The organism is Proteus sp. TSJ240517, from assembly GCF_047921575.1.
In the GTDB taxonomy this organism is placed as follows: Bacteria; Pseudomonadota; Gammaproteobacteria; order Enterobacterales; family Enterobacteriaceae; genus Proteus.
In genome coordinates, this window is the sequence record NZ_JBLRMH010000005.1 from 16,909 (window position 1) to 37,110 (window position 20,202).

At 39.7% G+C, this 20,202-nt stretch carries 17 protein-coding genes and 4 tRNA genes; 19 read left to right on the forward strand and 2 right to left on the reverse strand.

What is annotated here, in order from left to right:
• Window positions 1-1,305: an ATP-dependent RNA helicase RhlB gene (gene rhlB / locus ACNARN_RS09980; protein ID WP_160229885.1), complete on the reverse strand. Its 1,305-nt coding sequence runs from the start codon at window positions 1,303-1,305 to the stop codon at window positions 1-3.
• Between the two features lie 119 nt (window positions 1,306-1,424).
• Between rhlB and trxA the strand changes: the two genes are divergently transcribed.
• The 19 genes from trxA (at window position 1,425) to ACNARN_RS10075 (ending at window position 18,887) form a co-directional block, all read left to right on the forward strand.
• Complete coding sequence (gene trxA / locus ACNARN_RS09985) at window positions 1,425-1,751, forward strand: thioredoxin TrxA (protein WP_006535838.1); 327 nt, start codon at window positions 1,425-1,427, stop codon at window positions 1,749-1,751.
• A gap of 567 nt (window positions 1,752-2,318) precedes the next feature.
• On the forward strand, window positions 2,319-3,578 hold the full coding sequence (gene rho / locus ACNARN_RS09990; RefSeq protein WP_023583649.1) for a transcription termination factor Rho: 1,260 nt from the start codon (window positions 2,319-2,321) through the stop codon (window positions 3,576-3,578).
• Between the two features lie 409 nt (window positions 3,579-3,987).
• Entirely contained in the window at window positions 3,988-5,076 is a 1,089-nt protein-coding gene (gene wecA / locus ACNARN_RS09995; RefSeq protein WP_198632446.1) for a UDP-N-acetylglucosamine--undecaprenyl-phosphate N-acetylglucosaminephosphotransferase, read from the forward strand.
• Window positions 5,077-5,100: 24 nt separating this feature from the next.
• A complete protein-coding gene (wzzE, locus tag ACNARN_RS10000) occupies window positions 5,101-6,159 on the forward strand; it encodes an ECA polysaccharide chain length modulation protein (RefSeq protein ID WP_109372741.1) in 1,059 nt (352 codons plus the stop codon).
• A 127-nt stretch (window positions 6,160-6,286) separates the two neighbouring features.
• The gene (wecB, locus tag ACNARN_RS10005; protein WP_416304459.1) at window positions 6,287-7,417 is read left to right on the forward strand and encodes a non-hydrolyzing UDP-N-acetylglucosamine 2-epimerase; all 1,131 of its coding nucleotides are present in this window, start codon (window positions 6,287-6,289) and stop codon (window positions 7,415-7,417) included.
• The gene (gene wecC, locus ACNARN_RS10010; RefSeq protein WP_270756063.1) at window positions 7,414-8,676 is read left to right on the forward strand and encodes a UDP-N-acetyl-D-mannosamine dehydrogenase; all 1,263 of its coding nucleotides are present in this window, start codon (window positions 7,414-7,416) and stop codon (window positions 8,674-8,676) included. The genes wecB and wecC overlap by 4 nt, the downstream gene beginning before the upstream one ends.
• Window positions 8,673-9,740 carry a dTDP-glucose 4,6-dehydratase gene (gene rffG, locus ACNARN_RS10015; protein ID WP_109372763.1) on the forward strand — a complete coding sequence of 356 codons (1,068 nt, stop codon included), beginning with the start codon at window positions 8,673-8,675 and terminating at the stop codon, window positions 9,738-9,740. The genes wecC and rffG overlap by 4 nt, the downstream gene beginning before the upstream one ends.
• Before the next feature lie 21 nt (window positions 9,741-9,761).
• Window positions 9,762-10,643: a glucose-1-phosphate thymidylyltransferase RfbA gene (gene rfbA, locus ACNARN_RS10020; protein ID WP_198620262.1), complete on the forward strand. Its 882-nt coding sequence runs from the start codon at window positions 9,762-9,764 to the stop codon at window positions 10,641-10,643.
• A complete protein-coding gene (gene rffC, locus ACNARN_RS10025) occupies window positions 10,621-11,334 on the forward strand; it encodes a dTDP-4-amino-4,6-dideoxy-D-galactose acyltransferase (protein ID WP_198620253.1) in 714 nt (237 codons plus the stop codon). The genes rfbA and rffC overlap by 23 nt, the downstream gene beginning before the upstream one ends.
• 1 nt (window position 11,335) lies before the next feature.
• The gene (gene rffA / locus ACNARN_RS10030; RefSeq protein WP_198620252.1) at window positions 11,336-12,466 is read left to right on the forward strand and encodes a dTDP-4-amino-4,6-dideoxygalactose transaminase; all 1,131 of its coding nucleotides are present in this window, start codon (window positions 11,336-11,338) and stop codon (window positions 12,464-12,466) included.
• Window positions 12,467-12,468: 2 nt separating this feature from the next.
• A complete protein-coding gene (gene wzxE, locus ACNARN_RS10035) occupies window positions 12,469-13,725 on the forward strand; it encodes a lipid III flippase WzxE (RefSeq protein ID WP_416304434.1) in 1,257 nt (418 codons plus the stop codon).
• Window positions 13,722-14,807, forward strand: coding sequence for a TDP-N-acetylfucosamine:lipid II N-acetylfucosaminyltransferase (locus ACNARN_RS10040; protein ID WP_198620250.1), 1,086 nt, complete (start codon window positions 13,722-13,724; stop codon window positions 14,805-14,807). Before wzxE ends, ACNARN_RS10040 begins: the two co-directional genes overlap by 4 nt.
• On the forward strand, window positions 14,804-16,168 hold the full coding sequence (wzyE, locus tag ACNARN_RS10045) for an ECA oligosaccharide polymerase (protein WP_198620249.1): 1,365 nt from the start codon (window positions 14,804-14,806) through the stop codon (window positions 16,166-16,168). Before ACNARN_RS10040 ends, wzyE begins: the two co-directional genes overlap by 4 nt.
• Window positions 16,168-16,905, forward strand: coding sequence for a lipopolysaccharide N-acetylmannosaminouronosyltransferase (gene wecG, locus ACNARN_RS10050; protein WP_099076342.1), 738 nt, complete (start codon window positions 16,168-16,170; stop codon window positions 16,903-16,905). Before wzyE ends, wecG begins: the two co-directional genes overlap by 1 nt.
• A gap of 226 nt (window positions 16,906-17,131) precedes the next feature.
• Window positions 17,132-17,208: transfer RNA gene (locus tag ACNARN_RS10055), tRNA-Arg, on the forward strand.
• 64 nt (window positions 17,209-17,272) lie between these two features.
• Window positions 17,273-17,348: transfer RNA gene (locus ACNARN_RS10060), tRNA-His, on the forward strand.
• Window positions 17,349-17,370: 22 nt separating this feature from the next.
• Window positions 17,371-17,457, forward strand: a tRNA-Leu gene (locus tag ACNARN_RS10065).
• Window positions 17,458-17,485: 28 nt separating this feature from the next.
• Window positions 17,486-17,562, forward strand: a tRNA-Pro gene (locus ACNARN_RS10070).
• Between the two features lie 1,007 nt (window positions 17,563-18,569).
• Complete coding sequence (locus ACNARN_RS10075; protein WP_109372733.1) at window positions 18,570-18,887, forward strand: hypothetical protein; 318 nt, start codon at window positions 18,570-18,572, stop codon at window positions 18,885-18,887.
• A gap of 90 nt (window positions 18,888-18,977) precedes the next feature.
• Here ACNARN_RS10075 and hemY read toward each other — a convergent pair whose 3' ends face one another.
• On the reverse strand, window positions 18,978-20,198 hold the full coding sequence (hemY, locus tag ACNARN_RS10080) for a protoheme IX biogenesis protein HemY (protein ID WP_196534390.1): 1,221 nt from the start codon (window positions 20,196-20,198) through the stop codon (window positions 18,978-18,980).
• Window positions 20,199-20,202 lie beyond the last annotated feature (4 nt).

A 20,202-nucleotide genomic window follows, 5' to 3' on the forward strand; every position in this document is an offset into this window, starting at 1 on the left:
TTATGGATGACTCGGGCGTTTATTTCGGTTGTTACGTTGAGTATTATTTCCTCTATTATTTCGCACTGGCGCATTATTGCGACGAGGCTGACCTTGGCGAGGACGGTGACGGCGTTTAGGCTCAGGAAGATCAGCTAATAACGCATCACTATTATATTTACTCACAGGAATAGCATGTTGAATATAAGTCTCAATTGCAGGTAAATTCAGTGCATATTCTTCACATGCAAGACTGATTGAGTTACCACTATTTCCAGCACGCCCTGTTCTACCAATACGGTGAACATAATCTTCACAATCATCAGGTAAATCATAGTTAAAAACATGCGTTACTGATGGAATATGAAGACCTCTAGCAGCAACGTCAGTGGCAACCAGAATATCAATATTACCTTGGGTAAAATCTTCTAAAATGCGTAGACGTTTTTTCTGAGGAACATCACCTGTTAATAAACCAACGCGGTGTCCATCTGCGGCAAGGTGTGCCCAAATGTCATCACAACGATGTTTTGTATTGGCGAAAATGATACAGCGATCTGGCCATTCTTCTTCAATTAATGTTTGAAGAAGACGCATTTTCTCTTCATTTGAAGGATAAAAGAGTTCTTCTTTTATGCTAAAACCTGTTTTTTGTTCAGGTTCAACTTCAACATATTCAGGGTTATTCATCTGCTCAAAAGCCAGTTCTCTGACGCGGTAAGAAAGCGTTGCAGAAAACAGCATATTCATACGCTCAGCTGCAACTGGCATACGACGGAAAATCCAACGAATATCTTTAATAAAGCCGAGATCGTACATTCTGTCAGCTTCATCAAGTACCACAACTTGGATTGCGCTAAGGTTAATATGGCCTTGTTTAACGTAATCAATTAAACGACCTGTTGTGCCAATAACAATATCGACACCATTACTTAATACTTTGAGTTGTTCGTCATAGCCATCGCCGCCGTAGGCGAGACCCATTTTAATCCCTGTATTTTGCGCAAGCTCTTTAGCATCAGAATAAATCTGCACGGCTAATTCGCGTGTTGGCGCCATAATAAGTGCACGAGGTTGATTGGTTTCATGCCCTTCTTTAGCAGGGTGTGTTAAAAGATAATGAAACGTTGAGGTTAAAAACGCCAACGTTTTGCCTGTTCCTGTTTGGGCTTGCCCGGCAATGTCTTGACCTTTCACAGTGATAGGTAACGTCAATGCCTGAATTTGTGTACAATTAGAGAACCCTTTTTTCTCAAGGGCTTCTATCACTTTTGGATGCAAGGCGAAGTCGGAAAACTTCTTTTCTGTCAAATATGTTTTGCTCATAATGTAATAGAATATCAGTTATGGGTTGCATTACAAAAGTTTATCCGCTGAAATGCAGACAGACTTTTGTTATTTAATGTTACACTGGTACGGTCAATATTATTCTTTGGAGTAGAACAATGAGCGATAAAATCCTTCACTTATCTGACAGCAAATTCGATGCTGATGTATTAAATGCAACCGGCCCTGTGCTCGTTGATTTCTGGGCTGAATGGTGTGGCCCATGTAAAATGATTGCTCCTATTCTAGATGAAGTTGCAACAGAATACGCTGGTAAATTAACAGTTGCTAAGCTAAACATCGATCAAAACCCGCTGACAGCACCAAAATACGGTATTCGCGGTATTCCTACACTGATTTTATTCAAAAACGGTGCAGTTGCTGCGACTAAAGTAGGCGCATTGTCAAAAACTCAACTGAAAGAGTTTTTAGACGAAAATATCTAATTTGATTTAGATATCAAAAATAAAAGTAGGACGTTTAGACCTTGTCAGTATTTCTGTTATTGACAGCTAGACGTCCGCTTCGAAGCATGATAAGTTAGCGCCACTTACTTACATAATATATCGGATCTACTTGTCAATATGATTAGACACGATTAAATAAGTCTGAGATATTGAATATCAAGCGTGCAAAGTAATAGAATTGAATAACATGATATGATATTTAATCTAATATGATATTTAATATAAGTAATCTGAATTCATCTAACCAGTCAAGTTGCCTTAGAATAATCTATAGTATTCAGGGAATATAAATTTTTCCAAAGTATGTTCCTAACCCATAAGTTGAAAGTACACTCATACATCGCGAAAATGAATGTCACTTTTCTGGGATAAAGCAGACTGGTCTAATAGTATTAACACTCTCTAACATTATCATTTTAGTTATACCCTTATGTTAGAAAGTTATAATCTGTAATTTTACACATGACGAAACTGACAGCGATTCGCTGTTATACTATTCACGTTCATAGTTCGAGAGTTACCCCGAGTTATTAAGAACCCACCATTATGAATCTTACCGAATTAAAAAATACGCCGGTATCAGAACTGATAGCACTTGGCGAAAATATGGGGCTAGAGAATCTGGCTCGAATGAGAAAGCAAGACATTATTTTCTCTATCTTGAAGCAACACGCGAAAAGTGGAGAAGATATTTTCGGTGACGGTGTGCTGGAAATATTGCAGGATGGCTTCGGCTTCCTACGTTCCGCAGACAGTTCCTACCTTGCTGGTCCCGATGATATCTACGTTTCTCCAAGTCAAATTCGCCGTTTTAACCTTCGCACTGGTGACACCATCGCAGGGAAAATTCGTCCTCCTAAAGAAGGTGAACGCTATTTTGCCCTCCTAAAAGTTAATGAAGTTAACTTTGATAAGCCAGAAAATGCCCGCAGTAAAATCCTCTTTGAAAACTTAACACCTTTACATGCTAATAATCGTTTACGCATGGAACGTGGTAATGGTTCAACAGAAGACTTAACCGCGCGTGTTCTTGACTTAGCGGCACCAATTGGCCGTGGTCAACGTGGTCTTATCGTTGCTCCACCAAAAGCGGGTAAAACCATGTTGCTGCAAAACATTGCAGCAAATATTGCTCATAACTACCCAGATTGCGTATTAATGGTACTTCTGATTGATGAACGTCCAGAAGAAGTGACAGAAATGCAACGCTTAGTAAAAGGGGAAGTTATTGCTTCAACCTTTGACGAGCCAGCTTCTCGCCACGTACAAGTTGCAGAAATGGTGATTGAAAAAGCGAAGCGTTTAGTTGAGCATAAAAAAGACGTTATCATCCTGTTAGACTCCATCACACGTTTAGCGCGTGCTTATAACACAGTTGTTCCTTCATCAGGTAAAGTGTTAACAGGTGGTGTGGATGCAAACGCATTACATCGTCCTAAACGTTTCTTCGGTGCGGCTCGTAATGTTGAAGAAGGTGGTAGCTTGACTATCATTGCAACAGCATTAGTCGATACGGGTTCTAAGATGGACGAAGTTATCTACGAAGAATTTAAGGGTACAGGTAATATGGAATTACACCTGTCTCGTAAAATTGCTGAGAAACGTGTTTTCCCTGCGATTGATTACAATCGTTCTGGTACACGTAAAGAAGAGTTACTGACGTCTCAAGATGAGCTACAAAAAATGTGGATCCTGCGTAAAATTATTCATCCAATGGGTGAAATTGACGCAATGGAATTCCTCATTAACAAGTTAGCAATGACTAAGACAAATGAAGAATTCTTCGACTTTATGAAACGTTCATAAAGGGTATTAGCAAAGTGATTGAGCTGAGAATAGGATATAAAATATTAAAATAGTGTGCTCTGTTACAGAATAAGTAATATCACCTCAATTTATATGCTGTTAAGCTCATTTACTTTGTAAGAATGACGATATGATGAAAACGCCACAATAGTTGTGGCGTTTTTTTGTTTTTTATGGATGTAATTCAATTTTAGATTGCAATATTTTAGCGCGATGTTGGTATATATATTGCATGTTTTGGTAATTGATAAAAATAGCGATGGCATCAATAAAAATAGTTAAGGAAAACTTATAATTGATGAAGGGTGGTGGGTTTTGAATGAACTCGTCGTGGTGAGGCTGGAAAAAAGAATAAAAACACATGGAAGCGTAAAATAACCAGCTATATTTATTATAGAGAACAAGTACTGTGGATATACTAAAAATGAGCACAAGCATTTTTTATGTGTTCTTATTTTCTTTCGCTTTTTTATTTTTGGCTCGTAAAATTGCAAAGAAAATTGGACTCGTGGATAAACCGAATTATCGTAAAAAACATCATGGATTGATCCCCTTAGTTGGCGGAATATCAGTCTATTTTGGTATTGTTTTCGCATTTTATATTGCAGATATCTATATTCCTCATAAGGAACTGTATCTGGCTTGTGCGGGACTTCTTGTTTTTATCGGTGCTTTAGATGATCGCTTTGATATTAGTGTCAAAATTAGAGCTACAATTCAGGCTTTTGTTGGGATCGTAATGATGGTGGGTGCAGGGTTAAAACTTGACACTCTGGGTCATGCTTTTGGTCCTTGGGAAATGCATTTAGGGCCTTTCGGCTATATTGTTACACTTTTCGCTGTTTGGGCAGCAATCAATGCCTTTAATATGGTTGATGGTATTGATGGGTTATTAGGTGGTCTTTCTTGTGTCTCTTTTGGCGCGCTTGGTATTTTATTATATCAAAGTGGCAATTCAGCTCTTGCATTCTGGTGCTTCTCATTTATCGCGGCAATTCTACCTTATATCCTTTTAAACTTAGGGTTATGCGGTAAAAAATTCAAAGTCTTTATGGGAGATGCGGGAAGCACACTGATTGGATTTACCATTATTTGGTTATTGGTCGCATCAACACAAACTCAACCTCGCCCTGTTAAAGCGGTAACCGCATTATGGATAATTGCTATCCCTCTTATGGATATGGTGGCAATTATGTACCGTCGTTTACGCAAAGGGATGAGCCCTTTCTCACCAGACCGTCAACATATCCACCACTTGATTATGCGTGCAGGGTTTACCTCTCGCCAAGCCTTTATTTTAATTACGTTGGCGGCAGCTTTATTAGCCGCAATTGGTATTATCGGTCAAAACCTACCATTTGTACCTGAATGGTTTATGTTGGCATTATTCTTGCTTGCATTTGTTATGTATGGTTATTGTATTAAACGCGCGTGGCGAGTCGCTCGTTTTATTAAACGACATAAGCGTCGCTTACGTAGAGCAACACAACAGCATTAATATAAGCAGAGGTTTTTTAACGTGATGAACTCGGAAAATAACGCCTCCCGACAGGGTGAACAGCCAGATAATGAACTCGATATTCGAGGTCTTTTTTGTGCACTTTGGTCAGGAAAAAGCTGGATTATAGGGTTCGCTCTGCTTTTTGCAGTGATTGCACTCGGTGCATCTTATTTGATGCAACCTAAATGGAGTGCAATTGCAATGACAGAGAAACCAACGATTAATAACTTAGGCAGTTATTATTCGCAATCTCAGTTTTTGCGCAATCTTGATACACAGATTAATCCTGCTGCACAAACCTCAGCTTTAACTATTTCAGATGAAGCTTATCAAGAGTTTATTACTCAAATCGCGGCGTTTGATACACGTCGTGAATTTTGGTTGCAAACGGATTATTTTAAACAGCGCAAAGAGAGTGATGAACAGGCTAATGCTGCGTTATTGGATGAGTTAATTAACAATATTCAATTTACGCCTGCCGATGAGAAAAAATTAGTTAATGATCAACTAAAACTTATTGCGGAAACATCAAAAGAAGCGAGCCAATTATTAAATGAGTATATTGCTTTTGCTAATAAGAGAGCAGCTACCCATCTTAATGATGAAGTGATAACAGCTTGGGCAACTAGAACTCAATCAATGAAAGCGCTAGTTAAACGTCAAGAAATGGCGGCTCAATCTGCGTATCAACGCCAAATTAACTTATTAGAGCAATCAATCAAAGTGGCTGAGAAACAAGGTATTTCTCAAAAACAAACCTCGATTGCGATTGATGAGTTACCAGATTCTAAACTGTTTTTGTTAGGTGTCCCGCTGTTGCAATCACAGCTAGAAACTTTAGTTGCAACAGGTGCTGATTTTGATAGTGATTATGATCAAAATACGGCAATGTTAGCGACCCTTGCTGTGGGCGCCAAATTACAAGACAGCTTCCAAACTTACCGTTTTCTACGTACCCCTGAAGATCCTGTGAAACGTGATAGTCCTCGCCGTGCCTTTATGATGGTACTTTGGGGCGCTATTGGTATTTTAGCGGGTGCAGGTGTTGCATTAGTAAGACGCAGTTCATTAAAAAAATAATAATTAAATTTTGTCATTGATGACAATAACGAGACATCAGGTGTTTCGGCACTTGATGTATTGAGAATAAGGGCATATTGCTTTCCCAAAAATAAGCGATATAACAATGAAAAAAAAGAGAGCCACTGTGAAAGTGTTGACTGTTTTTGGCACACGCCCTGAAGCGATAAAAATGGCACCTTTAGTGCACGCTTTAGCAAATGATGATTCGTTTGAAGCGAAGGTATGTGTTACGGCCCAACATCGAGAAATGCTTGATCAGGTATTAAATCTTTTTGAGATCAAACCAGATTACGATCTCAATATTATGAAACCAGGACAAGATTTAACGGATATTACCTGTCGTATTTTAGAAGGGTTAAAACCGGTATTAGCGTCATTTCAACCTGATGTTGTTTTGGTACATGGTGATACAACAACGACCATGGCAGCAAGTTTAGCCGCATTTTATCAACGAATTCCCGTTGGTCATGTGGAGGCTGGGCTACGTACTGGCAATCTTTACTCCCCTTGGCCTGAAGAGGCAAACCGTACTATTGCAGGTCATCTTGCAATGTATCATTTCGCACCAACAGAAACTGCAAAATTAAATTTGGTACGAGAAGCGGTTGCGGATAAAAATATTTTTGTCACGGGGAATACGGTAATTGATGCGTTGTTTTGGGTAAGTGACAGAGTGATGGGCAATCAAACACTCTTAAATGAGCTTGCTGTAAACTATCCATTTATTCAGCCTGATAAGAAAATGATCTTGGTAACAGGACATCGTCGAGAAAGCTTTGGTGGTGGTTTTGAACGTATCTGCCAAGCTTTAGCTGAAATTGCATTAGCACACCCTGATGTAGAAGTTGTTTATCCTGTTCACTTAAATCCTAATGTGAGTGAGCCTGTTCAACGGATCCTTCATGGTATTGATAATATTAAGCTGATCCAGCCACAAGATTATCTCCCATTCGTTTACTTAATGAACCATGCTTACCTTATTTTGACCGACTCTGGTGGAATTCAAGAAGAAGCTCCTTCATTAGGTAAGCCTGTTCTTGTAATGCGAGACACAACAGAACGCCCAGAAGCTGTTGAGGCGGGCTCTGTTTGTTTAGTCGGAACAGATACTAAACGTATTGTTAGCGAAGTAACTTCTTTATTGACAGACGAAAACGCGTATCACCAAATGAGTAAGGCGACAAACCCTTACGGTGATGGTCATGCCTGCCAACGTATTCTTGAAGCATTGAAAAAAAATCAGGTGACATTATGAGTTTTGAAACTATTTCTGTTATCGGCCTCGGCTACATTGGTTTACCTACAGCGGCAGCTTTTGCCTCTCGTAAAAAAAGCGTCATCGGTGTTGATGTTAATCAGCATGCAGTTGATACGATTAATAAAGGTCAAATTCACATTGTTGAGCCTGATCTTGATAAAGTCGTTAAACAAGCGGTTGAAGAAGGTCATTTAAAAGCCTATACCACGCCACAACCAGCAGATGCTTACCTTATTGCTGTACCTACACCATTTAAAGGTGAGCATGAGCCTGATTTGGCTTATGTTGAAGCAGCTGCCCGCTCTATCGCACCTGTACTGAAGAAAGGTGATCTTATTATTCTAGAATCAACCTCACCAGTTGGTTCTACTGAAAAAATGGCAGAGTGGTTAGCAGAAGCTCGCCCAGATTTAACTTTCCCTCATCAACAAGGTGAAGATGCTGATATCGATGTTGCTTACTGCCCTGAGCGTGTATTACCGGGTCAAGTGATGATTGAACTTATCCGCAATGACCGTGTTGTCGGTGGGATGAACCGTAAATCTTCAGAACGTGCGAGTGAGTTGTACAAAATTTTCCTTGAAGGTGAATGTGTTATCACCAATGCACGTACCGCAGAAATGTGTAAGCTGACTGAAAATAGCTTCCGTGATGTTAATATTGCGTTTGCTAATGAATTATCACTGATCTGCGCTGACCAAGATATTAATGTGTGGGAGCTAATTAGCTTGGCGAACCGCCATCCTCGCGTCAATATTTTACAACCAGGTCCAGGCGTTGGCGGACACTGTATCGCTGTTGACCCTTGGTTTATCGTGTCACAAAATCCAAAACAATCTCGTTTAATTCACACTGCGCGTTTAGTCAATGATGGCAAACCAGTGTGGGTTATCGATCAAGTTAAAGCCGCTGTTGCAGATTGCCTTACTGAAACAGGTAAACGTGCAAACGAAATTAAAATTGCCTGCTTTGGTTTAGCCTTTAAGCCTAATATCGATGACTTACGTGAAAGCCCAGCGATGAATATCACTAAACAAGTTGCTGATTGGCACAGTGGTACTACGTTTGCGGTTGAACCTAATATTCATGAATTACCAACAAAACTGAAAGGGATCACAGAGTTAGTATCAACAGAACAAGCTCTGAAAGACGCTGATATTGTCTTAATGTTAGTTGATCACCAACAATTTAAAGCGATCCCTGGTAGTAAAATCACTCAAAAATGGATTGTAGATACTAAAGGAGTATGGCGTTGAAACGCATTCTAGTGACAGGCGGAGCCGGTTTTATCGGCTCTGCTGTTGTTCGACATATTATTGAAAACACCAATGACAGCGTTGTTGTGGTGGATAAACTAACTTATGCCGGTAATTTAGAGTCATTAGCAACTGTAGCCGACAGTGAACGTTATGCTTTTGAGCAAGTCGATATCTGTGATAGAGCCGAGCTTGACCGCTTATTTGCTCAATATCAGCCAGATGTTGTGATGCACTTAGCGGCAGAAAGCCATGTTGACCGCTCTATTGATGGTCCTGCTGCGTTTATTGAAACCAATATTGTTGGCACTTACACCTTATTGGAAGCAGCTCGCCACTTTTGGCAAGTTTTACCACAAGAAAAGAAAACGGCATTTCGGTTCCACCATATCTCAACAGATGAAGTGTATGGCGATTTAGAAGGTACAGACGACTTCTTCACTGAAACAACGCCTTATGCACCAAGTAGCCCATATTCTGCTTCTAAGGCCTCAAGTGACCACTTAGTGCGTGCTTGGTTACGGACTTATGGCTTACCAACTGTAATTACCAATTGCTCAAATAACTATGGTCCTTACCATTTTCCTGAAAAATTAATCCCATTAATTATCTTAAATGCGATTTCAGGAAAACCATTACCTGTTTATGGTAAAGGTGAACAGATCCGTGATTGGCTCTATGTTGAAGATCATGCTCGTGCGCTTTATTTAGTCGCAACAACGGCAACACCGGGTAAAACCTACAATATTGGCGGTCATAATGAGCGTCGTAATATTGATGTTGTGAAAACAATTTGTGCGTTACTTGAAGAGCTATACCCGAACAAACCCGCAGGCGTTGCTCAATATGTTGATTTAATCACGTATGTGAAAGACAGACCGGGTCATGATCTACGTTACGCCATTGATGCAGCGAAAATTGAAGCTGAATTAGGTTGGAAACCAGAAGAGACATTTGAATCAGGCATTCGTAAAACCGTGTTGTGGTATTTAAATAACGAAACTTGGTGGAAACGTGTGCTTGATGGCTCTTATGCAGGTGAACGTCTAGGGCTTGGGAACTGATTAAGTAAAGAAGGATAAATGATGAAAGGTATTATTTTAGCGGGTGGTTCTGGTACACGACTGCATCCGATAACCAAAGGGGTATCGAAGCAGTTATTACCTATCTATGATAAGCCCATGATCTATTATCCGCTTTCAGTTCTGATGCTTGCTGGCATTCGAGATATTTTGATCATCACAACACCAGATGATATGACCTCATTTCAGCGCTTATTGGGTGATGGTTCTGCATTTGGTGTTCGTCTTCAATATAAAATTCAGCCATCTCCTGATGGCTTAGCCCAAGCCTTTATTTTGGGCGAGGAATTTATTGATGATGACCATTGCTGTTTAGTTTTAGGCGATAATATCTATTTTGGTCAAGGGTTTAGTCCAAAACTGAAACAAGTTGCACAACGTGAACGTGGTGCAACTGTGTTTGGTTATCAAGTGATGGATCCTGAGCGATTTGGTGTCGTTGAATTTGACGATGATTTCAAAGTGTTATCCATTGAAGAGAAACCAGAACAGCCTAAGTCTAATTGGGCGGTGACAGGGCTTTATTTCTACGATAACCGTGTGGTTGATTTTGCCAAACGAGTCAAACCTTCGATTCGTGGTGAATTAGAAATTACGTCGATTAATCAGATGTATCTTGAATGTGGTGAGCTTAACGTTGAACTACTGGGACGTGGTTTTGCGTGGTTAGATACCGGAACTCACGATAGTTTAATTGAAGCCAGTACCTTTGTTCAAACCGTTGAAAAACGCCAAGGATTTAAAGTGGCGTGTCTTGAAGAGATTGCTTGGCGCAATGGTTGGCTCAGTGATGACCAAGTAAGAGAAAGCGCAAAATCACTGTCTAAAACAGGTTATGGCCGCTATCTATTGGATTTATTACATGTCCGTCCTCGCCAATATTAATTATCTTGAGTGGGAAAGTGAGTATTTCTCCCTCAAAACAGGGCGCCTTGAGTTTGATACACAAGCGCCCGTGTTAACAGACGAACAACTTGACGCTTTTGCTGTAGTTCAAGCTAAAGTCGCATCTCATGAGCTTTCTCTCATCGATAAACTCAGCCAATTAGGTTTTCAATTTGCGGAAGGTGAAATTGATTTTAAACTTTCAATTGGCACAGAAAATGCTTGTAAGAAAGCGACGGAATATTGTTTTAGAAAAGCCAATGAAGATGATATCGATTTATTGATGGCAACGGCTTCAGAAGCTTTTATACAAAGTCGTTTTAGAACACCTTGGTATCAAGAAGGCGATAGCAGTCGTTTTTATGCATTATGGGTTAAAAAAGCAGTGTTAGGTACGTTCGATGATATCTGTTTACTGACTTGTGATGCTGAAAATAACGTGAGTGGTTTTGTCACTTTACGTCAAATATCTGAAAGTGAAGCAAGAGTGGGATTACTCGCAGTAATGCCCAACAGAATAGGACAAGGCATTGGTAAACAACTGATGTCGGTCGCGAAGTTTTGGTGTCAACAACAAAGTATTTCAACCTTATATGTTGCAACACAGATCAGCAATATTGCAGCTTCGCGTTTATACACACACAGTGGGGGCTTAATAGAGAGCACCACTTATTGGTTATACAGGGGATAATATGATTCCGTTTAATAAACCACCCGTTGTCGGCACAGAATTAGAATATATGAAACAGGCTATGGAAAGTGGCAAGCTCTGTGGTGATGGCAATTTCACAAAGAAATGTGAAAAGTGGTTAGAAGAACAATTTCATTGTCATAAAACGCTGTTAACGCCTTCTTGTACAGCATCGCTTGAAATGGCTGCCATCTTATTAGATATCAAGCCTGGCGATGAAGTCATCATGCCAAGTTTTACCTTTGTTTCGACCTCTAATGCGTTTGTATTACGTGGCGCAACGATTGTTTTCGTTGATATTCGTCCAGATACTATGAATATTGATGAAACAAAAATTGAAGCAGCAATCACAAATAAAACGCGCGCGATAGTGCCTGTTCATTACGCAGGTGTTGCGTGTGAAATGGATACCATTATGGCGATTGCGAAAAGACATAATCTATTCGTGATTGAAGATGCTGCACAAGGTGTCATGTCAACTTACAAGGGCAAAGCGCTTGGCACGATTGGTCATATTGGTTGCTATAGCTTCCATGAGACTAAAAACTACTCATCAGGTGGTGAGGGTGGTGCAACGTTAATTAACGATCCTGATTTAATCAATCGCGCAGAAGTTATCCGTGAAAAAGGCACTAACCGCAGCCAATTTTTCCGTGGTCAGGTAGATAAATATACTTGGCGAGATATTGGTTCTAGCTATTTAATGTCAGACTTACAAGCAGCTTATCTGTGGGCTCAACTTGAAGAAGCTGAAAAAATTAATGAGCGTCGTTTAGCATTTTGGCAGATTTACTATGATGCATTGACACCATTAGCAGAAAAAGGCTTATTGGCGCTTCCAATCGTTCCTGAAGGGTTAGAACACAATGCACATATGTTCTATATCAAACTGAAAGATATCGAGCAACGTACCGCGTTTAATGACTACATGAAAGAGCATGGTGTCTTAACGGTATTCCACTATGTGTCATTACATACCAGCCCAGCAGGTATGAAGTTTGGTCGCTTTGACGGTGAAGATATTTTCACAACGCGAGAAAGTGAGCGTTTAGTGCGTTTACCTATGTTCTACAACATGACAGAAGAAGAGCAACAGACTGTTATTGGTCATATTCGCGACTTTTTTGCTTAATTATGTCATTAGCCAAAGCATCGATTTGGACAGCCGGATCAACCCTGATAAAAATCGGGGCTGGTCTGCTTGTCGTTAAGTTACTTGCTGTCTCTTTTGGTCCAACAGGAGTCGGATTAGCGGGTAACTTTCGTCAATTAATCACCGTACTAGGCGTCTTGTCTGGTGCGGGTATTTTTAATGGTGTGACGAAATTAATCGCACAATATCAAGATGATGATATTCAACGCAAAAAAGTGTTGGGTACTTCATCATCCATGATTTTGCTGTTTTCCACACTATTAGCTATTTTATTTCTTCTTTTTTCTGCCCCCATTAGCCAAGTGTTATTTGGTGATGATTATCATCAATATCAGGATATTGTAAGAGCTGTTGCTTTTATTCAAATGGGAATTGCATATAGCAATTATTTTCTTGCCATATTAAAAGGTTATCGTGATGCGGCAGGTAATGCCTTATCAGTGATTGCAGGTAGCATTATTGGTGTTGTTGCTTATTATTTATGCTATTTATTTGCGAGTTATCACGGTGCATTAATTGGACTAGCATTAGTGCCTGCACTTATTTTATTTCCTGCTACATTTTTAGTAGTAAAGCGTAAACGCTTCGCGTTGAGTGAGCTGAAACCCCACTGGGATAAAGCGATTGCCAGCCATCTTGGCAAATTTACTATTATGGCTATTTTGACCTCTATTACGCTCCCAGTCGCTTATATCATGATGCGTAATCTATTGGCTAAACATTATAGCTGGGATGAGGTTGGGATTTGGCAAGGCGTGAGTAGCATTTCAGATGCTTACTTACAATTTATTACGGCATCTTTCTCTGTTTATTTACTGCCAACCCTCTCTCGATTAACACAAAAGAGTGATATCACTAAAGAGATAGTAAAGTCGCTGAAGTTTGTATTACCTGCGGTTGCTGTTGCCAGCTTTATGGTGTGGTTATTACGTGATTTTGCGATTTGGTTACTGTTTTCAGATAAATTTGTCGCTATGCGTGATTTATTTGCATGGCAACTTGTCGGTGATGTTTTAAAAGTAGGCGCCTATGTCTTTGGCTATCTTGTCATTGCAAAAGCGGCACTACGTTTTTATATCCTTACAGAAGTAAGCCAGTTTGCCTTATTAACGCTATTTTCGCGTTGGCTTATTCCTGAGCATGGCGCACTGGGTGCAGCTCAAGCCTATATGGCAACGTATATTATTTACTTCCTTCTCTGTAGTTCTGTTTTCGTGATTTATTGCAGGCGCAAATGACAACTTTGATTTACGTACTAGGTTCAGACATTGTGCATCATAACAACACAATGTTACGGTTTTTTAACGACCACCTCGTGACTGAGGCGGGGTTAACGTATAAACCTCGTTTTATCGTTGCCAGTAAAAATACTTCACTGCAAGAAAGCTATCCAGCTTTAGATATTGAGTGTTTAGCTGATAAAAAGCAGGTTGCACAGAGAGTGGTTACATTGGCAAAAGCCGATACTCACCAACGATTCCTTTTTTTAGGTCAGTTTAATGCGCCTATTTGGCTGGCATTATTGACTGGCAAGATTAAACGTCATCAATTTTGGTGGCATATTTGGGGTGCTGATTTATATCAGGATTCTAAACAGCTAAAATTTAGACTCTTTTATCTTCTTCGTAAACTTGCTCAAAAGCGTGTGGGGCGAGTATTTGGTACACGAGGTGATCTAAATTACTTCGCGCAATTTAACGTTAATATTCCAGCCAGTTTGCTCTATTTTCCAACAAGAATGGATCCTGCGCTGACGGTAACAGAAAAAGCGCCTATTGATGAAAAACAAATCACCATTATTGTGGGTAATTCAGGGGATAGATCGAATCGTCATATTGAAGCTTTACAGGCGATTGCAGAGCAATATGGAACACGCGCAAAAGTGATTATTCCAATGGGATATCCTGAAAATAATCACGTTTATATTGATGAAGTAACCCAAGCAGCTGGCCAGTTGCTTCCATATAATCAGGTTGAAATATTACGTGATAAATTGGCATTTGATGATTATCTTACGTTATTGAAAACATGTGATTTAGGCTATTTTATTTTCCATCGTCAACAAGGTATCGGCACGCTTTGTCTGCTTATTCAATTTGCGATCCCTTTTGTTATTAGTCGTCAAAACCCATTTTGGCAGGATTTAACTGAGCAAAATGTTCCTGTTTTTTTCTCGGGTGATAAATTAGATGTTGCGCTAATTGAAGAGGCTAAACGTCAATTACTGATGCTTGATCGCCAAAATATTGCCTTCTTTGCGCCTAATTTTACGGACGGATGGAAAGAGCTAATTGAGATGAGTACAGGAGAGCCGCAATGACATTGGCGGAACTGGGTGGCTTAGCACTTGTTTATTTTATCTCTTTAAGTTTTATTTTATTGCTGACTTATCAAGAATTTCGTCGAGTTCGCTTTAATTTTAATGTTTTTTTCTCAATGCTCTATCTGCTGACCTTTTATTTTGGTTTTCCACTGACTTGTATGTTGGTATTCCAATTTGATGTCGCAGTTGTACCGGTTGATTCATTATTATACGCGCTATTAGCTTCTACCTGCTTCTATGCCATTTATTATGTCACTTATAAGGTAAGGTTGAGAAAACCGGTTAGCGGCCCTTCTAGGTCGTTATTTACCATGAATAGAGTAGAAACCAACCTCACTTGGATTTTATTGGCATTAATCGCATTTGTAACCGTCGGAATTTTCTTTCTGCAAAATGGCTTTTTACTCTTTAAGCTCAAAACGTATAGCCAAATTTTTTCAAGCCAAGTGTCAGGTGTCGCGCTTAAGCGCTTTTTCTATTTCTTTATTCCCGCAATGCTGGTGGTTTATTTCTTAAAACCAACGCAACAACGCTGGATTTTCTTCCTTTGTGCGACGGTAGGTTTTGGGATCTTAACTTACATTATCGTGGGTGGAACGCGCGCCAATATCATCATCGCTTTTGCGCTGTTTTTGTTTATCGGTATTGTTCGTGGCTGGATAACCTTGTGGATGCTGGTTGCAGCGGGGGTTATGAGTATCGTTGGAATGTTCTGGTTGGCATTAAAACGCTATGGTCTTGATGTGAGTGGTGCCGAGGCATTCTATACTTTCTTGTACCTTACTCGTGATACGTTCTCTCCTTGGGAAAACTTAGCGTTGTTACTTGATAACTATGACAAGATTGAGTTCCAAGGACTTGCTCCGATAATTCGTGATTTTTATGTTTTTATTCCTTCTTGGGTTTGGCCTGAACGCCCAGATGTTGTACTGAACTCTGCAAATTACTTTACGTGGGAAGTGCTTAATTACCATGCGGGTCTTGCTATTTCGCCAACCTTAATTGGCTCGTTGGTTGTGATGGGGGGCGTTGTCTTTATCCCATTAGGTGCCATCGTAGTCGGGTTGATTATTAAATGGTTTGATTGGCTATACCAGCAAGGGTTGAGTGAGAGCAATCGCTATAAGTCTGCTATCTTACAAGCTTTTTGCTTTGGGGCGATTTTTAATATGATTGTTTTAGCACGAGAAGGGGTCGATTCGTTCGTCTCTCGTGTTGTGTTCTTCTGTTTAGTTTTTGGTTTATGTTTAGTGGTCGCAAAACTGCTTTATTGGTTATTTGAAAGTGCGGGATTGGTACGCAATTACGTGACTCGTCAACTACAAAGTGAACCTCGTTTAGAGAAAAAGGAAAAGTAATGGGATCCAATTCAATTCCGAAGTATTCAATCCGTGGACATAATATCTGGGGATTTCGCGATATGGCTCATTTTCTGGATTATCTCTATGAAGGAGCACAAATAAAAAGTGGCTCTCTGATTGCCATTAACGCAGAAAAAATTCTCACAGCAGAAACAGACTCAGCACTCAATGAGCTACTCAATGAAGCTGATTATCTTTATGCAGATGGTATCAGTGTTGTGCGAGGTATTCGTCGTAAATATCCTGATGCAAATGTTTCTCGTATTGCTGGTGCGGATTTATGGGAAGCGTTAATGGAAAGAGCAGGTAAAGAGGGAACACCTGTCTTTCTTGTCGGTGGTAAACCTGAAATTCTTTCGCAAACCGAAGATAAGCTTAAAGCACAGTGGAACGTAAACATTGTGGGTAGCCAGAACGGTTACTTCACACCACAAGATAGAGAGGCGTTATTTGAGCGTATAAAGGCCTCTGGTGCGAAGATAGTGACTATAGCCATGGGATCACCTAAGCAAGAGTTGTTTATTCGTGCATGTCGTGAAATTTATCCTGATGCATTATATATGGGTGTCGGTGGGACTTATGATGTGTTTACGGGTCATGTTAAGAGAGCACCAAAAGCATGGCAAAATCTTGGATTAGAGTGGTTATATCGTTTGTTATCACAACCAAGTCGAATTAAGCGTCAATTTAAGCTGTTAAAATTCGTTGGGTATTATTATTCCAATAAATTGTAATAGTAATAGCGTCTTTTTTGTTAGGTGGGGCTGATTAAATGATTTATTCATGCATTTATCTAGCATCTTACTTGTTTAATTATTATACTGACGGGGCGTTTAGCGTGTAAAAACGCTCCATTTATCGACGAAATGCACAAACTATCGTCAAACAAACTTTTTTTTTCAAAAAGCACTAGACAGACAGAGCGTAAATCCGTACTATCCTCTCCCGCAACGGCGTGAAGCGCCCGTAGCTCAGCTGGATAGAGCGCTGCCCTCCGGAGGCAGAGGTCTCAGGTTCGAATCCTGTCGGGCGCGCCATTAAAGCGTGCTAAGAGTTACGGTGAAGAGCGTTGTTGTAAGAAGTAATAAGATAGCTGTTATGGTGGCTATAGCTCAGTTGGTAGAGCCCTGGATTGTGATTCCAGTTGTCGTGGGTTCGAGTCCCATTAGCCACCCCATCTTATCTTAGTTATTGTTTATGCGAGGGTGGCGGAATTGGTAGACGCGCTAGCTTCAGGTGTTAGTGTTCTAACGGACGTGGGGGTTCAAGTCCCCCCCTTCGCACCAATAAACAAGATAAGAGCAGTGATGCAGACGGCGAGTAGCGCAGCCTGGTAGCGCAACTGGTTTGGGACCAGTGGGTCGGAGGTTCGAATCCTCTCTCGCCGACCAATAAGAAAAAGCCTCGATTATATCGAGGCTTTTTCGTATCTACGATTTACTTTTTAAAAACCGCTATACCATATCTACTTCTACTTCTACTTCTACTTCTACTTCTACTTCTACTTCTACTTCTACTTCTACTTCTACTTCTACTTCTACTTCTACTTCTACTTCTACTTCTACTTCTACTTCTACTTCTACTTCTATAAGTCGTTACTCTTATCCATATTTTTTATTTCTTGTTATGTGTTCCAGATAAGAAAACCAAAATGATGTTTTTAACGGAAATGCCACCCTTGTCACTTAAGGGTTATTAATAATTTAATTTATTACCGAATTTTAATCTTCATAAAAAGATGAGTTAAATACGTAAAATAATTGATTTTAACTATATGAAATATAAGTTTTTTGTTTTATTTGTCGGTAAATGCCAACACTTGCTATTTTTGATGTCTCCAATAGGAGACATTTAACATATTGATTTTAAATAATTAAATAATCAGTGTGTTTTTCTTGTCGTGAAAAAGAGACGTATATCAGACCCTATATTTTCTTTTCTATTTAGCAATAGCATGGTGAAAGCACAAACCATAGCGTCTTTATCATTGAAAATGAGTAAAGCCAGAAAGGAAAACCAAAATTCAATAAGTTATCTTATACTTTTTAGCGATAGGGGATATTTTTAATAAAAAATGAAAAATTGGCACGCTAAATGCAATACGTATATTGTAGATGCTCATTCCACTCCTTATGACAGCATATGGCTTCATAAACCTAGGAATGATGCAGAGCCGATTATTCGGTGCCTACGTCCACGTTAACGATGAACATCATTCATCATCAACAGGACGAAACGTTGAGTGAGGCACCATCCGTCTGTAGACCTGATTGTATATTTATACGCCTGTATAGTTTTATACAGGCGTTTTTTTATATATCAACCACTCATCCATTTTGTATTCACCGCATTATCACGCTATTATCCAGCGCAAGGGTAGATTGGAGATAGCATCAATATGATAAATAAACAAAAAGCATATCTTGCACAAGAAAAACTCTTTCTTATAGAGAAGTTTGGCCCATTATTGTTCTTTTTGATCCCTCTTATCATGCTTATTATTGGTGGAAAATCATGGGCTAAATATGTGGCTTTTCTTTGTCAGGGGATCGCACTGATTTATATCGTCGTGTTTTATCAAGCGAGAAAACATTATCTGTCATTTAAGCAAGAAAATGAGAAGGGAATACCCACTCGCTTTTATCGTATTGCTTGGGTGTATGTGTTTTTGACTTTATGTGTGGAAGTGGTGTTGTTATTTCAACGTGTCTTTTAAATCACATAAAAAAACCCTCAATAATTAATAAAAGAGGGTTTTTAGATCAGGTGATTAAACGATTTATGATCACGTTCTTATCGAATAAGCTTATTTACTTTTTTTAGGCTCTTCAAAAATGACAGAATCCTTTTTCAGTGTCATTAATAAAGCATCTTTACGCACTTTCGCCGACTCTTCAGATTTTTTCTGTTTATCTAATGCATCAGCAAGCCACGCAAAGTCATGAACATCAGGGCGTTGCTTTAATGCATTACGAAAAGCCTCTTCAGCTTGAGCCCATTTCCCTTGTTGCATCGCTATCTGACCTAATGTGCTATTGAGTAATGGCGTTGGCCCATGTTGTTTAATTAATGTATTAAGCACTTTCATAATAACATTGGCATCTGTATTTTTTAAACGAGGCAATAGTAAGATCAAGCGTTCATCATATTGGCGTTTAATACCGTCTAAGATGATCGTTTGAGCGGTATCAGGATCGTTACACTCAATAAGGTGTTCAGCCAAAACGACACGCAATGCATTATCATGATGTACTTTACGCGGTTGTGCTTTCCACCAATTTTTCAGTCCATCACAGCCATTTTCGGACATCTTCTGTCCCATAATACCGATATAGGCTTTTTGGCGTAATTGCTCTAGTTCATCATCTGTGTGTAATGCAATTTTTTGCATGGAAGGAATGATATCAAGCAGTGCTTGCCAAGCTGCTGTTCGTGTATAAGCGACTTCTGCAAGACGTAACACTTCTGGGTGACGTGGCACTTGATTTAATAACTCATCAACCCCAGTACGCGCAGCGTGATTTTCGTTTTGTGCTAATAAAATACGCACTCGAGTGATATCAACAGGAAGCTGATTGGTATCGGCAAGCTCAGCTGCACGTTCGAGGTGTTGTTGAACTCGGAATTCATCACCACGTTGTTGTGCGGCTTCAGCGGCTAACAGGTAGTTTACAACAGGCTGCTCTGCATAATCTGCATTACGGCTCATTAGTTTTTCAACTTCTTTAAAATCACCTTCCGCTAATTTCATTAATGCCATGCTGGTTTGTTTGCGTGCGCGATTACGTTTACGGAAAGAAAACCAACTATATGCTTTTGAGCCTGTACCAATGAATCGGCGATAACTCCAACCAATCAGTAACAATGCTAATTGTAGTAAAACAAACATAATGACAAGGCTGGTTACACTGGTTTCAATATCCCAATCATCAGTTTGTATAAGTACATAACCTTGATGGCCTGCCAATAGTGGGCCAAAAATGATGCCCGCAATAAGCACCACAAAAAGGAGCAGTATTTTTAACATAAGC